The organism is Methylobacterium thuringiense, assembly GCF_022179645.1.
Lineage (GTDB): Bacteria > Pseudomonadota > Alphaproteobacteria > Rhizobiales > Beijerinckiaceae > Methylobacterium > Methylobacterium thuringiense.
Genome location: NZ_BPRA01000012.1, coordinates 190,861 through 210,382, shown reverse-complemented (window position 1 = coordinate 210,382; position 19,522 = coordinate 190,861). Strand labels below are relative to the sequence as shown.

The 19,522-nt window shown below is 69.8% G+C and carries 16 protein-coding genes; 10 read left to right on the top strand and 6 right to left on the bottom strand.

What is annotated here, in order from left to right; genetic code table 11:
* Positions 1-2 precede the first annotated feature (2 nt).
* From MFF07_RS14635 to MFF07_RS14605, 7 genes are all read left to right on the top strand, one after another.
* On the top strand, positions 3-779 hold the full coding sequence (locus MFF07_RS14635; protein WP_147818408.1) for a PIG-L deacetylase family protein: 777 nt from the start codon (positions 3-5) through the stop codon (positions 777-779).
* On the top strand, positions 763-1,395 hold the full coding sequence (locus MFF07_RS14630) for a uracil-DNA glycosylase (protein WP_147818397.1): 633 nt from the start codon (positions 763-765) through the stop codon (positions 1,393-1,395). Before MFF07_RS14635 ends, MFF07_RS14630 begins: the two co-directional genes overlap by 17 nt.
* A gap of 177 nt (positions 1,396-1,572) precedes the next feature.
* Positions 1,573-2,619: a lysylphosphatidylglycerol synthase domain-containing protein gene (locus tag MFF07_RS14625; RefSeq protein WP_147818396.1), complete on the top strand. Its 1,047-nt coding sequence runs from the start codon at positions 1,573-1,575 to the stop codon at positions 2,617-2,619.
* 28 nt (positions 2,620-2,647) lie between these two features.
* Positions 2,648-3,955 (top strand): ATP-binding protein, encoded by a 1,308-nt coding sequence (locus MFF07_RS14620; RefSeq protein WP_373322356.1) that lies wholly within the window; start codon positions 2,648-2,650, stop codon positions 3,953-3,955.
* Positions 3,956-3,978: 23 nt separating this feature from the next.
* Complete coding sequence (locus MFF07_RS14615; RefSeq protein ID WP_147818394.1) at positions 3,979-6,492, top strand: heavy metal translocating P-type ATPase; 2,514 nt, start codon at positions 3,979-3,981, stop codon at positions 6,490-6,492.
* Positions 6,489-6,962 (top strand): Cu(I)-responsive transcriptional regulator, encoded by a 474-nt coding sequence (gene cueR / locus MFF07_RS14610; RefSeq protein WP_147818393.1) that lies wholly within the window; start codon positions 6,489-6,491, stop codon positions 6,960-6,962. Before MFF07_RS14615 ends, cueR begins: the two co-directional genes overlap by 4 nt.
* 78 nt (positions 6,963-7,040) lie before the next feature.
* The gene (locus tag MFF07_RS14605; protein WP_238232250.1) at positions 7,041-8,210 is read left to right on the top strand and encodes a M20 aminoacylase family protein; all 1,170 of its coding nucleotides are present in this window, start codon (positions 7,041-7,043) and stop codon (positions 8,208-8,210) included.
* Positions 8,211-8,213: 3 nt separating this feature from the next.
* On the opposite strand, the gene truB is transcribed toward MFF07_RS14605, so the two are convergent.
* The 6 genes from truB to rimP all read right to left on the bottom strand — a co-directional run bounded on the left by truB (position 8,214) and on the right by rimP (position 16,092).
* Positions 8,214-9,281, bottom strand: a complete 1,068-nt coding sequence (gene truB / locus MFF07_RS14600) for a tRNA pseudouridine(55) synthase TruB (RefSeq protein WP_147818407.1) — start codon at positions 9,279-9,281, stop codon at positions 8,214-8,216.
* A gap of 120 nt (positions 9,282-9,401) precedes the next feature.
* The gene (gene rbfA / locus MFF07_RS14595) at positions 9,402-9,836 is read right to left on the bottom strand and encodes a 30S ribosome-binding factor RbfA (protein WP_147818391.1); all 435 of its coding nucleotides are present in this window, start codon (positions 9,834-9,836) and stop codon (positions 9,402-9,404) included.
* A 113-nt stretch (positions 9,837-9,949) separates the two neighbouring features.
* On the bottom strand, positions 9,950-12,862 hold the full coding sequence (gene infB, locus MFF07_RS14590; RefSeq protein WP_238232249.1) for a translation initiation factor IF-2: 2,913 nt from the start codon (positions 12,860-12,862) through the stop codon (positions 9,950-9,952).
* 51 nt (positions 12,863-12,913) lie between these two features.
* Positions 12,914-13,651: an RNA-binding protein gene (locus tag MFF07_RS14585; protein WP_147818688.1), complete on the bottom strand. Its 738-nt coding sequence runs from the start codon at positions 13,649-13,651 to the stop codon at positions 12,914-12,916.
* Positions 13,652-13,674: 23 nt separating this feature from the next.
* Positions 13,675-15,303: a transcription termination factor NusA gene (gene nusA / locus MFF07_RS14580; RefSeq protein WP_147818690.1), complete on the bottom strand. Its 1,629-nt coding sequence runs from the start codon at positions 15,301-15,303 to the stop codon at positions 13,675-13,677.
* Between the two features lie 60 nt (positions 15,304-15,363).
* Complete coding sequence (gene rimP / locus MFF07_RS14575; protein ID WP_147818692.1) at positions 15,364-16,092, bottom strand: ribosome maturation factor RimP; 729 nt, start codon at positions 16,090-16,092, stop codon at positions 15,364-15,366.
* A 325-nt stretch (positions 16,093-16,417) separates the two neighbouring features.
* On the opposite strand from rimP, the gene MFF07_RS14570 reads away from it, so the two are divergent.
* Genes MFF07_RS14570 through MFF07_RS14560 form a run of 3 tightly spaced genes read left to right on the top strand, consistent with a single transcriptional unit; the run spans position 16,418 to position 19,520 of the window.
* Positions 16,418-18,892, top strand: a complete 2,475-nt coding sequence (locus tag MFF07_RS14570; RefSeq protein WP_238232248.1) for a PBP1A family penicillin-binding protein — start codon at positions 16,418-16,420, stop codon at positions 18,890-18,892.
* Positions 18,874-19,194, top strand: a complete 321-nt coding sequence (locus tag MFF07_RS14565; RefSeq protein WP_306424639.1) for a type II toxin-antitoxin system HicA family toxin — start codon at positions 18,874-18,876, stop codon at positions 19,192-19,194. Before MFF07_RS14570 ends, MFF07_RS14565 begins: the two co-directional genes overlap by 19 nt.
* Positions 19,191-19,520, top strand: a complete 330-nt coding sequence (locus MFF07_RS14560; protein WP_210245152.1) for a type II toxin-antitoxin system HicB family antitoxin — start codon at positions 19,191-19,193, stop codon at positions 19,518-19,520. The genes MFF07_RS14565 and MFF07_RS14560 overlap by 4 nt, the downstream gene beginning before the upstream one ends.
* Positions 19,521-19,522 lie beyond the last annotated feature (2 nt).

Sequence of the window (19,522 nt, the reverse complement as noted above, 5' to 3'; positions counted from 1 at the left end):
CTCTGATGCCCGTCGCCCTCGCCGTCTCGCCCCATCTCGACGATGCCGTCTTCTCCGCCGGCGGCACCCTGGCGCATCTGGCGCGTGGGGGCTGGAGCGTGGTGATGGCGACCGTGTTTACGGCCTCCGTCGCCGAGCCGAAGGGCTTCGCGTTGGCGTGCCAGCTCGATAAGGGCTTGGCGGCCGACGTCGACTACATGGCACTCCGCCGCGATGAGGACGTCGTCGCCGCACTTCACCTCGGGATCGAGCGACCGGTCCACCTGCCATTCCGCGAGGCTCCGCATCGCGGCTATGGTTCGCCGCCGGAACTCTTCGCCGGTCTCTCCGGGGACGACCGGATCGAATACAATCTCGCCGACGCTTTCGAGAAGCTGATCGCGCAGATGCGGCCCGATTTGATCCTCGCGCCGCAGGCCGTCGGTGGCCATGTCGACCATGTGCAGGTTGTGCGAGCGCTTCGCGCTTGCCGGTCCGGGGTGCGGCCGCCGGCGCCGGTCCTGTGGTGGCGCGATTATCCGTACACGGTCCGCACCGCGGATCCGAAAGAGCCGTTGCGCGAGATCTTTTCGGATCTAGCCCTCCGAGACGTCCGCTTCGATCCCGAATGCGAAGCCCGAAAGGCCAGGGCCTGCGCCGCCTACGGGACGCAAATCGGCTTCCAATTCGGGGGCGCCGACGCCCTTGCTGCGCGGCTAAGGGCCGAGGGAGCCGTCGAGCGCTTTCGTCTCGCCGGAACCCTGCCGACGGCTACACCGCCGAATGCCGCCGCGATCTGATCCGGACGCTCCCAGAAGTCTCGCGGACCCAGCTGCCCTCTCTTTACGGCGCGCCAGCGCCGACGCGCCGCATGTGCTGCCGCTACGCGATCTCGCGCGCCGGATCGCTTCCGAGCGCCATGCGCCCGTACCTGACCCTGATCCGTTCGACGGAGGCATACAGGCGCGCCTGCTGCTCCTGCTGGAAACGCCGGGACCGGCAACCGGCCGCACCGGCATGGTCTCTCGGGACAACCCCACGGGCACGGCCGCCAACCTCTTCCGCTTCCTGCGGGAGGCGGACATTCCGCGGGCCGACACGCTGATCTGGAACACCGTTCCGTGGGTGATCCACGCCGAAGGTGCCCTAAACCGGGCACCGCGCCGGTCCGAGCAGCATTTGGCCGAGCCCTATCTGGCGCCGCTCCTCGATATTCTGACGCATCTCGCCGTCGTGGTGTTGGCAGGGCGGATCGCCGGCACCGCCCGCGAGCCCCTGCAGCGGCTGCGTCCCGATCTGCCCATCATCTCGATCCCGCATCCGAGCCCGACTTTCGTCTGCACGTCGCCGAGCGTCCGCGAGCGCATTCTCGCCGGCCTATGTGAAGCGCAGGCGGTGCTGCGCTCGTCGCGCTGACCATCGCGCGGAACGCGATTTGCCGCCTGCCATCCACACGCACGCCTTCGCGAACACCCCGCCCATCGCTGGCCTTTGCCCGGTGATCAGCCTACATGCGGCGGGCGGGCCATCGCTCGGGACGAGCTGCGTTTTCATCGCAGCGCGAGCGACCAGCGGAGGCGGACGCCGTTCCAGATGAATTTCGTCGAAAAACGGAAGGATCTCGCCGAGACCGGGGCCGTCGATGCATCGCAGGCCGATGCCGTTGGTAAGGCCGAGGCGAAGACGGGTTTCTTCAGGAAGCGCTATGCCTGGATCGGCACGGTCGCGAGCCTCCTGCTGCTCGTCGCCTCGGCCGTCGTCCTCTGGAAGCTGTCGGAAGAGATCACCTGGGCCAAGCTCAGCGCGGCCTTGACGGCGGTAACCGGGACGCAGCTCGCCGTCGCATTCGGCTTCGTCGCAATCAGCTATTTCTTTCTCACGTTCTACGATGCGCTGGCGCTGAAGCAGCTCAAGCTGAAGGTACCCTATCGCATCACGTCGCTGGCCTCGTTCACCAGCTACGCAGTGAGCTTCACCCTCGGCTTTCCGCTGCTGACTGCCGGCACGATCCGCTACTGGGTCTATTCGAGCCGCGGCCTCTCCACCGCGAAGATCGCGGCGCTCACCGTCATCGCCGGGTTCACCTTCTGGCTCGGTATGGGCGTGGTGTTGGGCCTGAGCCTGATCGTGGAGGCGGGCCAACTCGCGGGCCTTGCCTTCACCAGCATCCGCGTGAACCAGGGGGTCGGCGTCGCAGCCCTGTTTTCGGTCGTCGGGTACCTGATCTGGGTCTCGATCAAGCGCCGCTACATCACCGTGAAGCACTGGCGGCTGGAACTACCCGGCGCCACGGTCTCGTTCAGCCAGATGCTGGTCGGCATCGGCGACGTCTGCGCGGCGGCGGCCGTGCTCTACGTTCTGATGCCCTCCGAGATGACCCTGGGCTTCTCGACCTTCGTGGCGATCTACGTCCTTGCCGCGATGCTCGGCATCGCCTCCAACGTGCCGGGAGGCGCGGGCGTGTTCGAGGCCACGATCATGCTGGCCCTGTCCTACCTGCCCCGCGGCGAGGTACTCGGCTCGCTCCTGCTGTTCCGCGTCTGCTACTACCTCGTCCCGTTCGTCGTGGCGCTCGCCATGCTCGGGATCTACGAGGTGGGACGACGCCTGCGCCGCCACCGCGCGGCGAACGATCCCTGATCCCGCCACCGCGGGCCTGTGAGCAAGAATGCCCGGTTCGATCCGACGATCCTCCCTGGCGGGAGCCGCCGCGGCCACGGTCGTCTTCGGCCTCGCCGCGCTCGTCGACGGCACGCCTGGGATGGCTTTCCTGCTCGCCGCCTCGTTCGCCCTGGTCGCGGGCGCGGTCTTGAGCCGTTCCGGCTCGCCGCTCGTCGTGACGCCGCTGGAAATCGAACGGCGCGAGCGGCATTCCGTGGCCGAGTCCCTACTCGCCAACATTCCCGACCCAGTGATCCTGGTCGACCGCCGCATCGTCGTCATCGAGGCGAACCCGGCCGCCCGCGCCCTGCTGCCCGGGCTCAAGTTGCGGCATCCGCTCTCTTTCGCGCTGCGCTCGCCGGACGTGCTCGACGGCATCGAGGAGGTTCTACAGAGCGGGGCGCCGTTGAAGACCGGCTACGTCACGCGGGTGCCGACCGAGCGCGCCTTTGAGGTTCAGATCGGGGCGCTTCCGCTGGCGGACACACCGGGCGGCGGCCAGCCCAACGTGGTGCTCTTTCTGCGCGATCTCACCTCGGCGCGGCGGCTCGAGACCATGCGGGTGGATTTCGTGGCGAATGCCAGCCACGAGCTCCGGACGCCGCTCGCTTCGCTCTCTGGCTTCATCGAGACCCTGCAGGGACCGGCCCGGGACGATCCCAAGGCGCGCGAGCAGTTCCTCGGCATCATGCGCATGCAGGCGCGGCGCATGACCCGGTTGATCGACGACCTGCTCTCGCTCTCGCGCATCGAGCTGCGCGAGCATGTGCCGCCGACGCAGATCGTCTGCCTGAAGCGGATCGCCCGGCAGATGGTGGAGGAGAAGGCGCCGCTCGCCGCCGAGCGCGGGATCGTCCTGTCGCTGGAGGCGCCGGAGCCGCCCTACCCAGTCCTCGGCGATCGCGACGAGTTGCTGCGGGTGGTCGAGAACCTCGTCGAGAACGCCTTGAAATACGCTGGCGGTGGCGGCCTCATCGCGGTGAGCCTCGGCCGCGAGGATACCTCCGGCAGCAGGCCCGCCCAGCTCACGCTCGCCGTGCGCGACGAGGGGCCGGGCATCGCCCCCGAGCACATCCCGCGTCTCACCGAGCGCTTCTATCGTGTCGACACCGCGTCGAGCCGGCAGCAGGGCGGCACCGGCCTCGGTCTGGCGATCGTCAAGCACGCGCTCAACCGCCACCGGGGCCGCCTCGTCATCGAGAGCGAGATCGACCGGGGCACCACCGTCCGTGTGATCCTGCCCGAGCATCGCCGCGAAGACGGGATGGAGCCCCATGGCGTGCGTCCCGTCGACACGCCCTTGACCTTCCCATGATGGGAAGCCCCATCTGAGGGCGCATGGACGCTCGCACCGACTTCCCCCTCCCCCGCTCCGCGCCTACTGCCGATCGGCCGCGTGCCACCATTACGCTGCCGATCGAAGGGCTTAGCTGCGCGTCCTGCGTGAGCCGTGTCGAACGGGCACTGCTCGACTTGCCGGATGTTCGCGACGTCTCCGTCAACCTCGCGACGGGGAAGGCCAGCCTGAGCCTTCCGGCCGGCATGCCGGCGCATCGCGTGGCGGAGGCGATTGCGGCCGCCGGCTACACCGTGCCCGAGACGACCAGCGCCGTCGGCATCGGCGGAATGACCTGCGCCTCCTGCGTGGCGCGGGTGGAGCGGACGCTCCTGCGCATTCCCGGCGTGACGGGCGCAGTCGTCAACCTCGCCTCCGGCCGCGCCGAACTGCGCCATGCCGACGGCACCGTCGCCATGGCCGAGATCGAAGAGACGGTGCGGCAGGCCGGCTTCGAATTGCAGAGCGTCGGCAGCGACGCTGGTCGGACGCCGGATCGTGAAGATCGGCAGGCACGCGAGACGGCACAGCTCTGGCGAGATGTCCGCCTTTCGGCCCTGCTCGCGGCGCCCGTCGTCCTCCTCGACATGGGTGGCCATTTCATCCCCGGCTTCCACGAGAGCGTCGACGGCCTTTTCGGCAACGGCGCCAACGCCCTGCTCCAGGCCGCCCTGGCCACGCTGGTGCTTGCCTGGCCGGGCCGCCGCTTCTTCCGGTCGGGCATTCCCGGCCTGCTGCGCGGGCACCCGGACATGAACGCCCTCGTCGCCCTGGGTGCCGGTGCCGCCTACCTCGCCTCGATGATCGCCACCCTTGCGCCCGGCCTGCTGCCACAGGGCGGTGCGCAGCTGTATTTCGAGGCGAGCGTCCTCATCGTCACGCTGATCCTGCTCGGCCGTGCGCTGGAAGCCCGTGCCCGCGGCCGCACCGGCGCGGCCATCGCCCGCCTCCTCGATCTCGCTCCGAAGACCGCGCGCGTCATGCGTGACGGCGAAGAAACGGAAATTCTCGTTACTGATCTGAAGCTTGGCGACCGGGTGCGCGTGCGTCCGGGAGAGCGCGTGCCGGCAGATGGCCGCCTCGTCGCCGGTGCGTCCTGGATCGACGAGAGCATGGTCACCGGCGAGCCGGATCCCGTCCGCAAGGGAGAGGGCGACGCCACCATCGGCGGCACGCTCAACACCTCCGGCGGCTTCGACCTGCGGGTCGAGACCGTCGGCTCCGGCACCGTCCTCGCCCAGATCGCCCGCATGGTCGAGGCGGCGCAGGGCGGAAAGCTGCCGGTCCAGGGCCTCGTCGATCGCATCACGGCCCGGTTCGTACCGGCCGTGTTGGCGATCTCCGCCGCGACCTTTCTCGCATGGCTGGCGCTGGCCCCGAGCCCGGCGCTCGGCCCCGCCCTCGTTCATGCCATCGCCGTCCTCATCATCGCCTGCCCCTGCGCCATGGGCCTCGCCGTGCCGGTCGCGATCATGGTCGGCACCGGCCGCGCGGCCGAGCGCGGCGTGCTGTTCCGCAAGGGCAGCGCCCTGCAGGTCCTTGAAAACGTGAAGGTCGTCGCCTTCGACAAGACCGGTACCCTCACCGAAGGCCGCCCCCGCCTTACCGATCTCGTCACAGCCGAGGGCTTTTCGCGGGAGGAGGTGCTGGCCGCAGCGGGGGCGGTCGAAGCGCGCTCCGAACACCCGATCGCCCGCGCCATCGTCACGGCGGCGCGGGAGGCCGGCTCCATCGCCGAGGTCGAGGCCTTCGAGGCGATCCCCGGCCATGGTGTGACCGGCCGCGTCGCTGGCAGAGAAATCGCCATTGGTGCCAAGCGCTTGATGGAGAGACTCGGCATCCCGGCAGGGTCGCTCGACGACGCGGCCGAGCGGCTCGGCGCCTCCGGCCACAGCCCGCTCTACGCCGCCATCGACGGCCGGCTCGCTGCCCTCATCGCGGTCGCCGACTCGGTCAGGCCGGACGCCGAGGGCGTCATCCGTTCGCTGCAGGCTCGCGGCCTCGTCGTCGCGATGATCACCGGCGACGACCGGCGTACGGCGCAGGCCGTGGCGGCAACCCTCGGCATCGACGCGGTCGCGGCCGAGGTCCTGCCCGCCGGAAAGGTCGAAGCCATTGAGAGATTTCGAGAATCTCACGGCTCCGTCGCCTTCGTCGGCGACGGGATCAACGACGCCCCGGCGCTGTCCGGCGCCGATGTCGGCATCGCCATCGGCACCGGCACGGATGTCGCGATCGCGAGTGCCGACGTGGTGCTGATGTCCTGTGCGCTCGGCGGCGTGGAGGAGGCGTTCGTCCTGTCGCGCGCGACGATGCGGACGATCCGGCAGAACATGTTCTGGGCCTTTGCCTACAATGTGGGGTTGATTCCGGTGGCGGCGGGAGCGCTCGCCGCGGCCGGCATTCCCATGCTGCCCCCGATAGTCGCGGCAAGCGCCATGATGCTGTCCAGCGTATGCGTCGTGACCAATGCTCTGCGCCTCCGCCATGCCCGCTCGGCGGGCAGGCCGGCATGAGCGGGCGCCCCGTCACGATCGGCGAGGCGGCGCGGTTCAGCGGCGTCTCGGCCAAGATGATCCGCTATTACGAGGAGACCGGCCTGCTCGGTCCGGCCGAGCGGACGGCCGCCGGCTACCGGCTCTACGCCCAGGCCGACCTGCATGCCCTGCGCTTCGTGCGCCGGGCGCGCGATCTCGGCTTCTCGATGCCGGAGATTGCCGAGCTTCTGGCGCTGTGGCGCGACCGCTCGCGGGCGAGCGCCGGGGTGAAGGCGGTGGCGCAGGGTCACGTCGCGGATCTACGACGGCGCATCGCCGGCCTCGAGGGCATGGCCCGGACGCTCGAAGACCTTGCGGAAAGCTGCTGCGGCGACGACCGCCCGGACTGCCCGATCCTCGACGACCTCGCCGCCGGCCCGGCCGACGACCGGGCGCGAAATTCGCAGCCGGCAAAGCAGCCTCGTCGCGGTTCTTCCGGCCAAGCTTGAGCATTGACCGGGGCACTGGCCTCCTGTTTGCTGGGTCGAGCGCGGACGCTCCGACGGACGCGCACGAGTACCGAGACCATGCCCATCATCGACCGGATCGCCACCTTCGCGGACGAGATCACCGCCTGGCGGCACGATCTCCACGCGCATCCGGAGCTGCAATACGACGTCCACCGCACCGCCGGCTTCGTTGCGGACAAGCTGCGCGCCTTCGGTTGCGACACGGTCGCCACCGGCATAGGCCGCACCGGCGTCGTCGGCGTGATCCGGGGCCGGGCGCACGGCTCCAACCGGGCGATCGGACTGCGCGCCGACATGGACGCCCTGCCGATCCAGGAGGTGCGGGACTTGGCGTACCGCTCGACGGTGCCGGGAAAGATGCATGCCTGCGGCCATGACGGCCACACGGCCATGCTGCTCGGGGCCGCGAAGTACCTCGCCGAGACCCGCGATTTCGACGGTAGCGCCGTGCTGATCTTCCAGCCCGCCGAAGAGGGCGGCGGCGGGGGCGCGGCGATGGTCGCGGACGGCCTGATGGAGCGCTTCGGCATCGAGGCGGTCTACGGGCTGCATAACATCCCGAACCAGCCGCTCGGCAGCTTCGCGATCCGGCCCGGCCCGATCATGGCGTCCACCGACCGCTTCACCCTCACGATCCAGGGCCGGGGCGGCCACGCCGCGCTGCCGCAGGCGGCGGTCGACAGCGTGCTCGTCGCCAGCCACGTCATCGTTGCCCTGCAATCGATCGTCGCTCGCTCGGTCGATCCGCTGAAATCCGCTGTGGTCTCGGTCTGCGCCGTCACGGCCGGCGAGGCGTTCAACGTCCTGCCGCAGGAGGCGGTCCTGCGCGGGACGCTGCGCGCGCTGGCGCCCGAGGTCAGGGCCCTGATCAAGGAGCGCATCGCCGCGATCGTCACAGGGGTGACGGCCGCCTTCGGGGCGCAGGCGATCATCGCTTTCGACGACGGCTACCCCGCCACCGAGAACCACCCGGCCGAGACCGCCTACATGGCCGGAATCGCCGCGAACATCGTCGGCGAGGCCCAGGTCGACCGCGACGTCGCGCCGATGATGGCCGCCGAGGATTTCTCCTACATGCTGCTGGAGCGGCCCGGCGCCTACATCTTCATGGGCAACGGCCCCTCCGCCGGCCTGCACCACCCGGACTACGACTTTTGCGACGCGGCCGCGCCTTACGGGGCTTCGCTGTGGGCGCGGTTGATCGAGACGGCGCTGCCGGTGGGGTGAGGGTCAATCCCGCTGCGGCGCCGTCCCGCCCAGGTGAAACACCCGGTGCGGCACCAGTTCGCCGCGCTCGACGTCGCCCACTGCCACGAGGATCCCGCCGCAGGTCGCGAAGGCCTTGCCCTCCACCGGCGCATCCCGCCCGCGCAGGATCACCGGCTGGCCGCGCATCAGGCGCAGGGCCACGTCGCGGGAGACCGGCACTTCCGGGATCTGGTCGAGGGCCGTCTCGACGGGCTGGAGATGGGCGCCGTTGCCGTCGGGCGCGCCCTCTTCCAGCGTCGGAATGCTGCAGGAGGCCTCTTCGACGAAGGGGCCGACGCGGGTACGCCGCAGGGCGGCGACATGGCCGTGGCAGCCGAGCATGCGGCCGAGGTCGCGCGCCAGCGCCCGGACATAGGTGCCCTTGCCGCATTCGGCCGCGATCACCGTGCGCTCGCCATCGTGCTCGATCACAGAAAGGTGGTCGATGCGGACCTCTCGGGCGACGAGCTCGACGATCTCGCCCTCACGGGCGAGGTCGTAGGCGCGCTCGCCCTGGATCTTGATGGCGGAGTAGCGCGGCGGCACCTGCTGGATATTACCTACGAAGGACGGCAGCGCCGCCTCGACCTCGGCCTGGGTCGGCCGCGCGTCGCTCGTCGCGACCGGGCGCCCCTCGGCATCGTCCGTGTCGGTCTCGACGCCCCATTGCACGGTGAAGCGGTAGGCCTTGCGGCCGTCCATCACGAAGGGGACGGTCTTCGTGGCTTCACCGAGCGCGATCGGCAGGATGCCGGAGGCCAGCGGATCGAGGGTGCCGGCATGCCCGGCCTTCTTGGCATTGAAGGCTCGCTTCACCACGGCGACCGCATGGGTCGAGGTGATGCCGACGCCCTTGTCGAGGATCACCCAGCCGCTGACATCGCGCTTCTTCGGGCGGTCGGGACGCGGGCCGCCGCGATTCGGGCGTCCCCTGCCCCGGCGTCCCTCGTCGGATCCGCGCTCTTCGGATCCGCGCTCGTCCGCGACGGTCGCCTCGGTCGGCAGGGCGGCCGTCGGTTCCTCGGACTGTCCGGCGGTGTCGTCCTGCATGATGTCCTCGATCGATGGCACTGCAACGCCTCGGGGGCTTGCGGCCGCTGGCTGCAAGTCCGTCCCGCGCGTCTGAGATAAGGGATGGTGTCGACCGTCTCCGAGCAAGTCCGCCCGGGGTCAATGCCCGGATTCGGGCTCGGGTTCGCCGGTATCGGATGCCGGAGCGGAGTCGAGGTCGCGCTGGACCTTCTCGCTCCGCAGGATTGCATCGATCCGCGAGGCCTCGTCGAAGGTCTCGTCGCGGAAGAAGCGCAGGTCCGGCGCGAATTTGAGGTTCACGCGGCGGGCCACCTCCTGCCGCAGGACCTTGCGGTTCTTCTCGAGCGCCTTGATCACCGGCGCCTCGTCCTGGCCGCCGAGCGGCATCACGTAGGCGTTCGCGATCTTGAGGTCCGGCGACATCCGCACCTCCGGGATCGTGATCACGTGCGAGGACAGCACAGGGTCCTGGATGTCGCCGCGCTGCAGCACGTCGGCCAGCGCATGGCGCACGAGTTCCGCGACGCGCTGCTGGCGCTGGCCGGGACCGGCTTGAGAGGATTTCTGAGCCATGGGCGGTATCGGTGGATCGTTTCAAAGCGGGGGATGCGGCGCGAGCCGTGCGAAACGAACGGGGCCGCAGCTTGCGCCGCGGCCCCGCCGTCATCGCTGCGGACGCGTCAGGGTCAGAGCGTCCGGCGGATCTCATCGACCCGGAAGCACTCGATCTGGTCGCCGGCGCGCATGTCCTGGAAGTTCTCGAAGGACATGCCGCACTCGTAGCCCGACCCGACTTCCTTGGCGTCGTCCTTGAGGCGCTTGAGCTGCGAGAGCTTGCCCTCGTAGATCACGACGCTGTCGCGGATCAGGCGGACATGGGCGCCGCGCTGGACGGTACCGTCGGTGACGCGGCAACCGGCGATCTTGCCGACCTTCGACACGTCGAAGATCTGCAGGATCTGCGCCTCGCCGAGCTTCTCCTCGCGGAGCGTCGGCGGGAGCATGCCCGAGAGCGTGTCTTTGATGTCGTCCACGAGGTCGTAGATGATGCTGTAGTAGCGGATCTCGGTGCCAGCCCGCTCGGCCGCCTCGCGGGCTTCCTTGTGGGCGCGCACGTTGAAGCCGATGACCACGGCCTTCGAAGCCGTCGCCAGGGTCACGTCCGACTCGGTCAGGCCGCCGACGCCCGAATGCAGGATGCGGGCGGAGACCTCGTCGTTGCCGATCTTGCCGAGCGCACCGACGATCGCCTCGACCGAGCCCTGCACGTCGCCCTTGATGATGACGGGCAACTCGCGGCGGCCGGAGCCCTCTTTGAGATCGCGCATCATGTCCACGAGCGAGCGGTTGGCGCCGCCCGTGCGGGCAGTCATGCGATCGCGCTTGATCCGGGCGCGGTATTCCGCGACCTCGCGGGCGCGGGCCTCGTTGGGAACCACGACCACGCGCTCGCCGGCATCCGGCGTGCCGTTGAAGCCGAGCACCTCGACCGGCACCGAAGGGCCGGCATAGGGGATGTGCTCGCCCTTGTCGTCGATCAGCGCGCGCACCCGGCCCCACTCGGCGCCCGCCACGACGATGTCGCCGGTGAACAGGGTGCCGCGCTGGACCAGCACGGTCGCGACCGGGCCGCGGCCACGGTCGAGCTGGGCCTCGATGACCGTGCCCTCGCCGTCGCGTTTCTCGTTGGCGCGAAGGTTCATGATCTCGGCCTGGAGCTGCAGACCCTCGAGAAGCTCGGGCAGACCGTCGCCGGTCTTGGCCGAAACCTCGAATTCCAGGGTCTCGCCGCCCATCGACTCGACCTGGATGTCGTGCTGCAGCAGCTCGGTGCGGACCCGCTGCGGGTTCGCGTCGGCCTTGTCGATCTTGTTGATCGCGATGATCAGCGGCACCTGCGCCGCCTTGGCGTGGGCGATCGCCTCGATCGTCTGGGGCATGACGCCGTCATCGGCCGCCACCACGAGCACGACGATGTCCGTCACCTTGGCGCCGCGGGCGCGCATGGAGGTGAAGGCCGCGTGGCCGGGGGTGTCGATGAAGGTGATCAGGTCGCCCGAGGGCGACGGCGCCTGGTAGGCGCCGATATGCTGGGTGATGCCGCCGGCTTCGCCCGAAACGACGTTCTCCTTGCGGATCGCGTCGAGCAGCGAGGTCTTGCCATGGTCGACGTGGCCCATGATCGTGACGACCGGCGGACGGGGATCGAGATCCTCCTCCAGATCCGGCTCGTCCGAGGTCAGACCCTCTTCGACGTCCGACTCGGCGACGCGGCGGACCGTGTGGCCCATTTCCTCAGCGATGAGCTGCGCGGAATCCGAGTCGATCACGTCGGTGATCTTGTGGATCTCGCCCTGCTTCATGAGCAGGCGGATCACGTCCACCGCCCGCTCCGACATGCGGTTGGCGAGTTCCTGAATCGTGATCGTCTCGGGGATCGTCACCTCGCGGACGATCTTTTCCTTGGGCTCGTCGTTCCGGTGGCCGCTCATCCGCTGCTGGCGGCGGCGGAAGGACGCGACGGAGCGCGTGCGCTCGTCCTCGCCCGACGTCGCCGTGGCGATGGTGAGACGGCCGCGGTTGCGATCGCCGCCCGGCGACTTCGGCGTCTTGGGCGGGGTGATGATCTTGAGCGGCATGCCGGGACGGCGGATCACCCGCTTGGTCTCGGGCTCCTCCTCGGCGGCCGTCGCGTTCGAGCGGGCCGGACGCGTGACGGTGATGCCGTCGGGCTGACGGGCCGTCGACGGCGTCGTCTTGTTCTCCGGCTCGGGAGCCGGAGCCGGGCGCGCCATGAAGTTCAGGTCGCGCGGCTTGCGCACCTCGGCGGTGATCGTGCGGCGCGGTTCGGCGCTTGCCGGACGCGCGGTCACGGGCGGGCGGGGCGTCGTCGGCGCAAGGCCGGGGCGCGGCGCCGACGGACGTGCCGGAGCAGCCGGACGTGGCGGAGCGGCGGCAGCCGGAGCCGCCGGCTGGGCCGGAGCCGCAGCCTGAGGCGAGGCCTCGGGTGCCTGCGGCGCCTCGACCGGAGCGGCGCGGGCAGCAGAATCCTCTTCGGCGCGGCGGCGGGATTCCTCGGAAGCGCGACGGCGGTGCTCGTCGTCCTGCTTGCGGCGATCGTCCTCCTCGCGGCGGCGGGCCTCCGCCGCGTCGCGCTCGCGCTGCTCGGATTCGTCGCGTTCGCGGCGGGCACGCTTCTCGGCGTCGGCCAGCGCACGCATCTCCTGCTCGCGCTTCTGCGAGTCGGCCAGAGCGTTGGCGCGGGCGTCGCGCTCCTGCTCGCTCAGCGTGCGCAGCACCATGCCGGAGCCCGAGCGTCCGGCCGGGGGCCGTGCGGGGGCGGGCGCCACCGTCGGCGGCGCAGCCGGTGCGGGGCGGGTGGTTTGCGGCGCGGCCGGAGCCTCGCGCGGCGGGGCGGCGGCGGGAGCCGGAGCAGCACCAATCGTGCGGCGCTTCACCGTCTCGACCACGACCGACTTGGATCGGCCATGGGAGAAGCTCTGCCGTACCGTGCCCTGCTCGATCGGACGCTTCAGCGTCAGCGGTTTCGCGGGCGCCCTGGTCTGCGTCTTATCGCCCGGTGTCTTCGTATCGCTCATTCAGTCCGAACCCTGGGGGTTTGCATCGTCCCGTCGACCGGCATCCCGAAACTACTCGGGCCGGTCCGTCGTCTCATCGTCGTGCGGATCGGAGGCGGATGCGCCGGCCTGGGCCGGGTTTGCGTCCGCGATCACCGTCGCCACGCCATCAAAAGCGCGGAGCCGACGCCAACGCGCGAGACAGCCGGTCGTGCCAGCCCCCGCGACGAGCGCAGCGTGTATCACATGATCCCGACCCAAGGCCATGTCCAATTCGCTTTCGGACAGGTCATCGATGATCGGGACTTTATAAGTGGAATCGCCCTGCTTGCGCCGCAAGGCCTGACCGATCTTGCGGCGGCCGTCCGCGGCTGCGTCGGAGGCATGGATCACCGCCGCGACTCCGATCCCGCTGCCGATCTGCGCCTCGACCTTGCCGAAGCCCGTGACGACGCAGCCCGACTTGTTGGCCATGGCGATGGCCTGGCGCAGATCGGTGCGCAGGCCCTCGGCGATCCTGTCGGCGGTGTCGGGATGGGCGTCGGCCCGCTCGTTCTTGAAGGCGCGCCGGAACAGGCGGCGCTTCATGGCGAGCTCGACGGTCTCGCGCGTTCCGCTGACCCAGGCGCCGCGGCCCGGAAGGCGGGCGCGCAGGTCGGGGACGACCTCTCCGTCCGGCGACAGCACGAAGCGGATCATCTTGCGCGAGGGCTTGGCCTCGCGCGTGACGATGCAGGTGCGCTCAGCACCCTGCCGGCCCCGGCCGGGGCCGGGGTCGAGTTCCACGTCGCCGTCGATCGTGTCGGTCATGGTCTCCCCTGCCGGACATGCCCTCAGGCGGCCGGCTGCGTCTCGGCGACCTGCTCGGCGTCCTCGCCCTCGACGGCCTCGCCCTCACCCTCGGGCTCCGGCAGCGCCTCGATCCAGCCGGCCTTGAGCCGCGCGGCCATGATCAGACCCTCGGCCTCGGCGCGGGACAGCTCGAAGCCGTCGAGGAAGCCCGCATGGCGGACCGCCTCGGGGCCGCGGCCCTCGGTGTAGCCGACGAGGTCGTCGGTGGCGCAGCCGGCGAGGTCCTCGACGTTCTTAACCTCGTTCTCGCCGAGGGCGACCAGCATCGGCGTGGTGATGCCCTCGATCTCGCGCAGCTCGTCCTCGACCCCGAGTTCGGTCCGGCGTGCGTCGTACTCGGCCTCGATGCGGGCGAGGTAGTCCTGGGCGCGGGCCTGGATCTCGGTGCCTGTCTCCTCGTCGAGGCCCTGGATGTTGGCGAGCTCGGAGGTCTCGACGAAGGCGACTTCCTCCACGTTGCGGAACCCTTCCGCGGCGAGGAGCTGACCGACCGTCTCGTCGACGTCGAGGGCTTCCATGAACACCTGGGTCCGCTCGGCAAACTCCTTCTGGCGGCGCTCGGATTCCTCGGCCTCGGTCAGGATGTCGATGTCCCAGCCGGTGAGCTGCGAGGCGAGACGCACGTTCTGGCCGCGGCGGCCGATCGCCAGCGAGAGCTGGTCGTCGGGCACCACGACCTCGATGCGGTCGGCCTCCTCGTCCAGAACCACCTTGACGACTTCCGCCGGCTGCAGGGCGTTGACGATGAAGGTTGCCTGGTCGACCGACCACGGGATGATGTCGATCTTTTCGCCCTGAAGTTCGCCCACGACGGCCTGGACGCGCGAGCCGCGCATGCCGACGCAGGCGCCGACCGGGTCGATCGAGCCGTCGTTCGAGATCACCGCGATCTTGGCGCGCGAGCCCGGATCGCGGGCGACGGCCTTCACCTCGACGATGCCATCGTAGATTTCGGGCACTTCCTGGCCGAACAGCTTGGCCATGAACTGCGGATGCGAGCGCGAGAGGAAGATCTGCGGCCCGCGCACTTCCGAGCGCACGTCGAACAGGTACGAGCGGATGCGGTCGCCGGGACGGAAGGTCTCGCGCGGGATCATCTCGTCGCGGCGCACGATGCCCTCGCCGCGGCCGAGATCGACGATGACGTTGCCGTACTCGACGCGCTTGACGGTACCGTTGACGATCTCGCCGATGCGATCCTTGTACTCCTCGTACTGGCGGGCACGCTCGGCGTCGCGCACCTTCTGGACGATGACCTGCTTGGCGGACTGCGCCGCGACGCGTCCGAAATCGAAGGGCGGTAGCGTGTCGGAGATCACGTCGCCGACCTGAGCGGCCGGGTTGTAGCGCTTGGCCTGGTCGACGGTGATCTCGCGGGCGTCGTTCTCGATCTCCTCGACGACGAGGAGGTGGCGCGACAGGCGCAGCGCGCCGGTCTTGTTGTCGATCTCGGCATGCACGTCGGTCTCGGCGCCGTAGCGCGAGCGGGCGGCCTTGGCGATCGCCTCTTCCATCGCCTCGATGACGATGATGCGGTCGATCACCTTCTCGCGCGCGACGGCTTCGGCGATCTGGAGGAGTTCGAGCCGGTTGGCGCTGACGACGGCCATGGTGACGGTCCTTCTCTCGGTCGGTCTTGCGGTTCGCCGCGTTCTCGGCGGCAGATCAGGTCAGTGGAGGCTGTCGCGGTTCTTGAGGCGGACGGCCTTCGTGATCGTGGGTTTCGCGCCGTCGGGCCGCGGCTTCGGCACCTTGACGGGCTTGGTCTTCTTCTGTCGGGCGGGCCTGTGCGGGACGGCGCGGACCGGCTCCTCGGCCCCGCCGTCGATCTCCTCGTCGCCGTCCGGCGGAGGCGCTCCGCCCCGGCGAAGCGACTCGCGCACCAGCTCGTCGGTCAGCACCAGATGCGCGTCGGCGAGATTGCGCAGCGGCAGGGCGATCTCGCTCGGCAGTCCGGCCTTCACGTCGGGGAGATGGATCGGAACGGTGGCCCCGTCGGCGCTCGGGACGCCGATGATGCCGCGAAAACGCTTGCGGCCGTCGAGGGGCGCCGTGAGTTCGACCTTGGCCTCGTAGCCGGCCCAGCGCTCGAAATCGGAGGCGCGCACCAGCGGCCGGTCGATGCCAGGCGATGACAGTTCGAGGTAGTAGGCGGTGCCGACCGGGTCGTCGAGGTCGAGAAGCGGCGAGATCGCGCGGCTCACGGTTTCGCAATCGTCGACGCTCATGGTGCCGTCGGGCCGCTCGGCCATGATCTGGACCGTGCAGCCATTGGTGGCGGAGATCTTCACCCGCACGAGCCGGTAGCCCAGCCCTTCGATCGACGCCTCGATCACCTGCGCCACGCGCGCGGCGACGCCGTGTTCGACGATCAATCGCTTCTCGGAAGCGTCCGTCATGTTGTGTCCGAAAGGTCCGAATTCGAAAGAGGATCGCGTCCGGCTGTGCGGCGGGCTCCTGCGATACGGAACAAAAAAAGAGCGGGTCCTTTGGGACCCACTCCCGTACCGCAGCCTGAAACTGCAACCAGAATGTTGGAGCGAGACCTAGCGCCGGAGACGCCGGATTTCAAGCGAATTGCGCGGGGCCCGCGTTCCGGACGACGCTTGCACGGCCTGAGCGTAGCCATACACGTGCCGGCAACCTACCATGGGCTTCGCTTCGGTAGCCCTTTTGCATTCGGGGGAGCCGGGAGCCTGCCGAAGGGGCGACGACGAGCCAGCGATGAATCCGCCAGAGCCCCGACGCCCCGCCGACACCGATCCGCCGTCCGACGACAGCGGCGCATCGCACCACCCGGGCGAGGCCGACCCGCGCCAGGCCGCACGGGAAGCGGCGGGCGCCGCCCGCGTGCTCGTCCGCCAACTCGGGCTGCTCGCCGTCGCGGGATTGCGCGGTGCCGGCCGACGCGGGCGCAGCGCCGGTCGCGCCGCAGGCCCGTTCTTCGCCGGGCTGTCGGCGCGTTCACGCCGGTCGCCGGATCGGTCGGCACCCGAGCCGGGCCCGGAGCGGTCCGCCGCCGCCGGCTCGTGGTTCGCTCGCCTTCGCCAAAGGCCGCGCCTCGCGATCGGCCTCGCCGTCGTGGCGCTGCCGATCCTCGTCCTCGCTGCCCTGGCGCTGGAGGCCTTCGCGACCCTGCCACCCCTCGGCGGCGTGGTCCCGGAAGGCGGGCAGCGGGCGATCACCGTCGAATCCGACGACGGCCGGTCCTTCGCCACGCGGGGCGCCTATCGCGGCGAGCGGCTCACTGCGCCGGACCTGCCCCCGCATCTCGCCCAGGCGATCACGGCGATCGAGGACCGGCGCTTCTACAGCCACTGGGGTATCGACCTGCGCGGCCTCGCCCGCGCCGTCTGGCGCAACGCCACCGGCGGCGGCGTGCGTGAGGGCGGCTCGACCATCACCCAGCAATATGCCCGGCTGACCTCGCTCACCCAGGAGAAGACGCTCCGGCGCAAGATCCAGGAGGCGCTGCTGGCCCTGCGGCTGGAGAGCACGATGTCGAAGCAGGAGATCCTGCTCGGCTACCTCAACACCGCCTATTTCGGGGCCGGCGCCTACGGCATCGATGCGGCGGCGCGGCGCTATTTCGGACATGGTGCCAAGGCGCTGACGCTGTCGGAATCCGCGATGCTGGCGGGCCTCGTGCGTGCGCCCTCGCAGCTCGCCCCGACCCGCAATTTCGGCGGGGCCAAGGAGCGGGCCGACCTCGTGCTCCAGACCATGGTTGAGACGGGCGCGATCACGCGGCCGCAGGCCGATAAGGCCCGCGCCGACAAGCTGACGCTACGCACCCCGCCCGAGACGCCGCCGGGGGCGAACTACTTCATCGACATGGTGGCAGGCGACGCCAAGCGGCTCGCAGGCGAGGCCGGCGACGTCACACTCCGGACCACGCTCAACATCGACCTGCAGAGCCTCGCCCAGGCCACGCTGGCGCGAAAGCTCGACGCCGAGGGCGACAAGAAGAAGGTTGGGCAGGGCGCCCTGATCGCGATGTCGAAGGACGGCGCGATCCTGGCGATGGTCGGCGGGCGCGACTACGAGGACAGCCAGTTCAACCGCGCGACCCAGGCCAAGCGGCAGGCGGGCTCGCTGTTCAAGCTGTTCGTCTATCTCGCCGCCTACGAGGGCGGCTACACGCCGGAAACCGTTCTCGTCGACCGGCCGACGCAGATCGGCGAGTGGGAGCCGCAGAACTCCAACAACCGCTTTCGCGGTGCCCTCCCCTTGCGTTCTGCCTTCGCGCTGTCGGTGAACACCATCGCGGCGCAACTCGGGGACGAGGTCGGCATCCCGAGCGTGATCGCGGCTGCGCGAAAACTCGGCGTGCAGTCGGACTTGCCGAACGTGCCGAGCCTCGCCCTCGGCTCCGCCGACGTGACGCTGCTCGACATGACGCGCGCCTATGCCGGGGTGCTCACCGGAGCGCCTCCCGTCGAGCCGTTCGCGATCCACACGATCCGGGGGAGCGCACCGCAGCCGCTCTACCTGCATGAGGCCAAACCCGCCACCGCGGCGCTGTCGCGCGACGTGCAGACGATGATGCTCGATTCGCTCGAAGCGGTGGTCGAATCCGGGACCGGCAAGGCTGCCCGGCTCCCCGGCATCCCCATCGGCGGCAAGACCGGCACCAGCCAGGACTATCGCGACGCTTGGTTCGTCGGGATCACGCCGGACATGATCGTCGGCGTCTGGGTCGGCAACGACGACAACGCGCCGATGAAGGGCGTCACCGGCGGCGACATCCCGGCCCGCGTCTTCCACGACTTCGTGCAGCGCGCACAGGGCATCCTCAAGGGCAAGAAGCGCCCTGCTCCCTCCGCCGCGAAGGCCGAGCGCGTGCCTGCCGGCGAGATCTCGTCCGGGCCGGTGTCCTCGGATGTCCGTGGCGTAGCCGAGGTGATCGATACCGGGACGCTCACGATCCGCGGCCGCAACGTCAAACTGCTCGGCGTCTCCGGCGAAGGCGGTGCCCTCGCCCGCCAGCTCGCCCGCTACCTGCGCCGCCGCGAGGTCGCCTGCGCACCCGATCCCGCCGGCGGCGCCATGCGCTGCCGCATCGACGGCGACGACCTCGCCTCCCTCATCCTCACCGCCGGCGGCGCTCGCGCGACCGAGGACGCGCCGCAGGATCTGCTGGAGGCGGAGGATCAGGCGCGATCGGAGCGGGCGGGGTTGTGGAGCCGGGAGCGGTGACGGACGAACCACTGGATCGTGATACTGGAAAACAGTATCACTTCCGCGTCAAAGGCAGGCATAGGCCGACGCTCGCGGCGATCTTTGCCGACCCGGTTCGGTCGGGCATCGTCTGGAGCGATATCGAGGCGCTGTTGCAGGCCTGCGGTGCCGAGGTCGAGGAGGGACGCGGTTCGCGGGTTCGGATCGCGCTCAACGGCGTGCGGGCGGTATTCCATCGGCCGCATCCGCAAAAGGAGACCGATAAGGGCGCCGTGAAATCCGTACGGCGCTTCCTCACCGAAGCCGGGATCGAGCCATGACCACGATGACCCACAAGGGCTACGAAGCCGTCGTCGAGTACGACGACGAGGCCGCGTTGTTTCATGGCGAAGTGGTCAACCTGCGCGACGTGGTGACATTCCAGGGCCGGTCCGTCGATGAACTGAAGCAGGCCCTCGCCGACAGCATCGAGGATTATCTCGAATTCTGCGCCAAGCGCGGCGAGGAGCCGGAAAAGCCCTATTCCGGGCAGTTCGTGGTGCGGGTCGAGCCGGTTCTCCACAAGGCCGTGGCGACCTCCGCGAAGCGGGCCGGCATCAGCCTCAACAAATGGGTCGCACAGGTTCTCGAACGCGAGACGGCCTGACC

Bases quoted from the DNA above. Each gene is read 5' to 3' on its own strand.
- MFF07_RS14560 (WP_210245152.1), top strand. From the start codon at position 19,191: ATGACCACGATGACCCACAAGGGCTACGAAGCCGTCGTCGAGTACGAC.
- infB (WP_238232249.1), bottom strand. From the start codon at position 12,862: ATGAGCGATACGAAGACACCGGGCGATAAGACGCAGACCAGGGCGCCC.
- MFF07_RS14630 (WP_147818397.1), top strand. From the start codon at position 763: ATGCCGCCGCGATCTGATCCGGACGCTCCCAGAAGTCTCGCGGACCCA.
- rimP (WP_147818692.1), bottom strand. From the start codon at position 16,092: ATGACGGACGCTTCCGAGAAGCGATTGATCGTCGAACACGGCGTCGCC.
- rbfA (WP_147818391.1), bottom strand. From the start codon at position 9,836: ATGGCTCAGAAATCCTCTCAAGCCGGTCCCGGCCAGCGCCAGCAGCGC.
- MFF07_RS14625 (WP_147818396.1), top strand. From the start codon at position 1,573: ATGAATTTCGTCGAAAAACGGAAGGATCTCGCCGAGACCGGGGCCGTC.
- MFF07_RS14615 (WP_147818394.1), top strand. From the start codon at position 3,979: ATGGACGCTCGCACCGACTTCCCCCTCCCCCGCTCCGCGCCTACTGCC.
- MFF07_RS14585 (WP_147818688.1), bottom strand. From the start codon at position 13,651: ATGACCGACACGATCGACGGCGACGTGGAACTCGACCCCGGCCCCGGC.
- MFF07_RS14570 (WP_238232248.1), top strand. From the start codon at position 16,418: ATGAATCCGCCAGAGCCCCGACGCCCCGCCGACACCGATCCGCCGTCC.
- cueR (WP_147818393.1), top strand. From the start codon at position 6,489: ATGAGCGGGCGCCCCGTCACGATCGGCGAGGCGGCGCGGTTCAGCGGC.
- nusA (WP_147818690.1), bottom strand. From the start codon at position 15,303: ATGGCCGTCGTCAGCGCCAACCGGCTCGAACTCCTCCAGATCGCCGAA.
- MFF07_RS14620 (WP_373322356.1), top strand. From the start codon at position 2,648: ATGCCCGGTTCGATCCGACGATCCTCCCTGGCGGGAGCCGCCGCGGCC.
- MFF07_RS14605 (WP_238232250.1), top strand. From the start codon at position 7,041: ATGCCCATCATCGACCGGATCGCCACCTTCGCGGACGAGATCACCGCC.
- truB (WP_147818407.1), bottom strand. From the start codon at position 9,281: ATGCAGGACGACACCGCCGGACAGTCCGAGGAACCGACGGCCGCCCTG.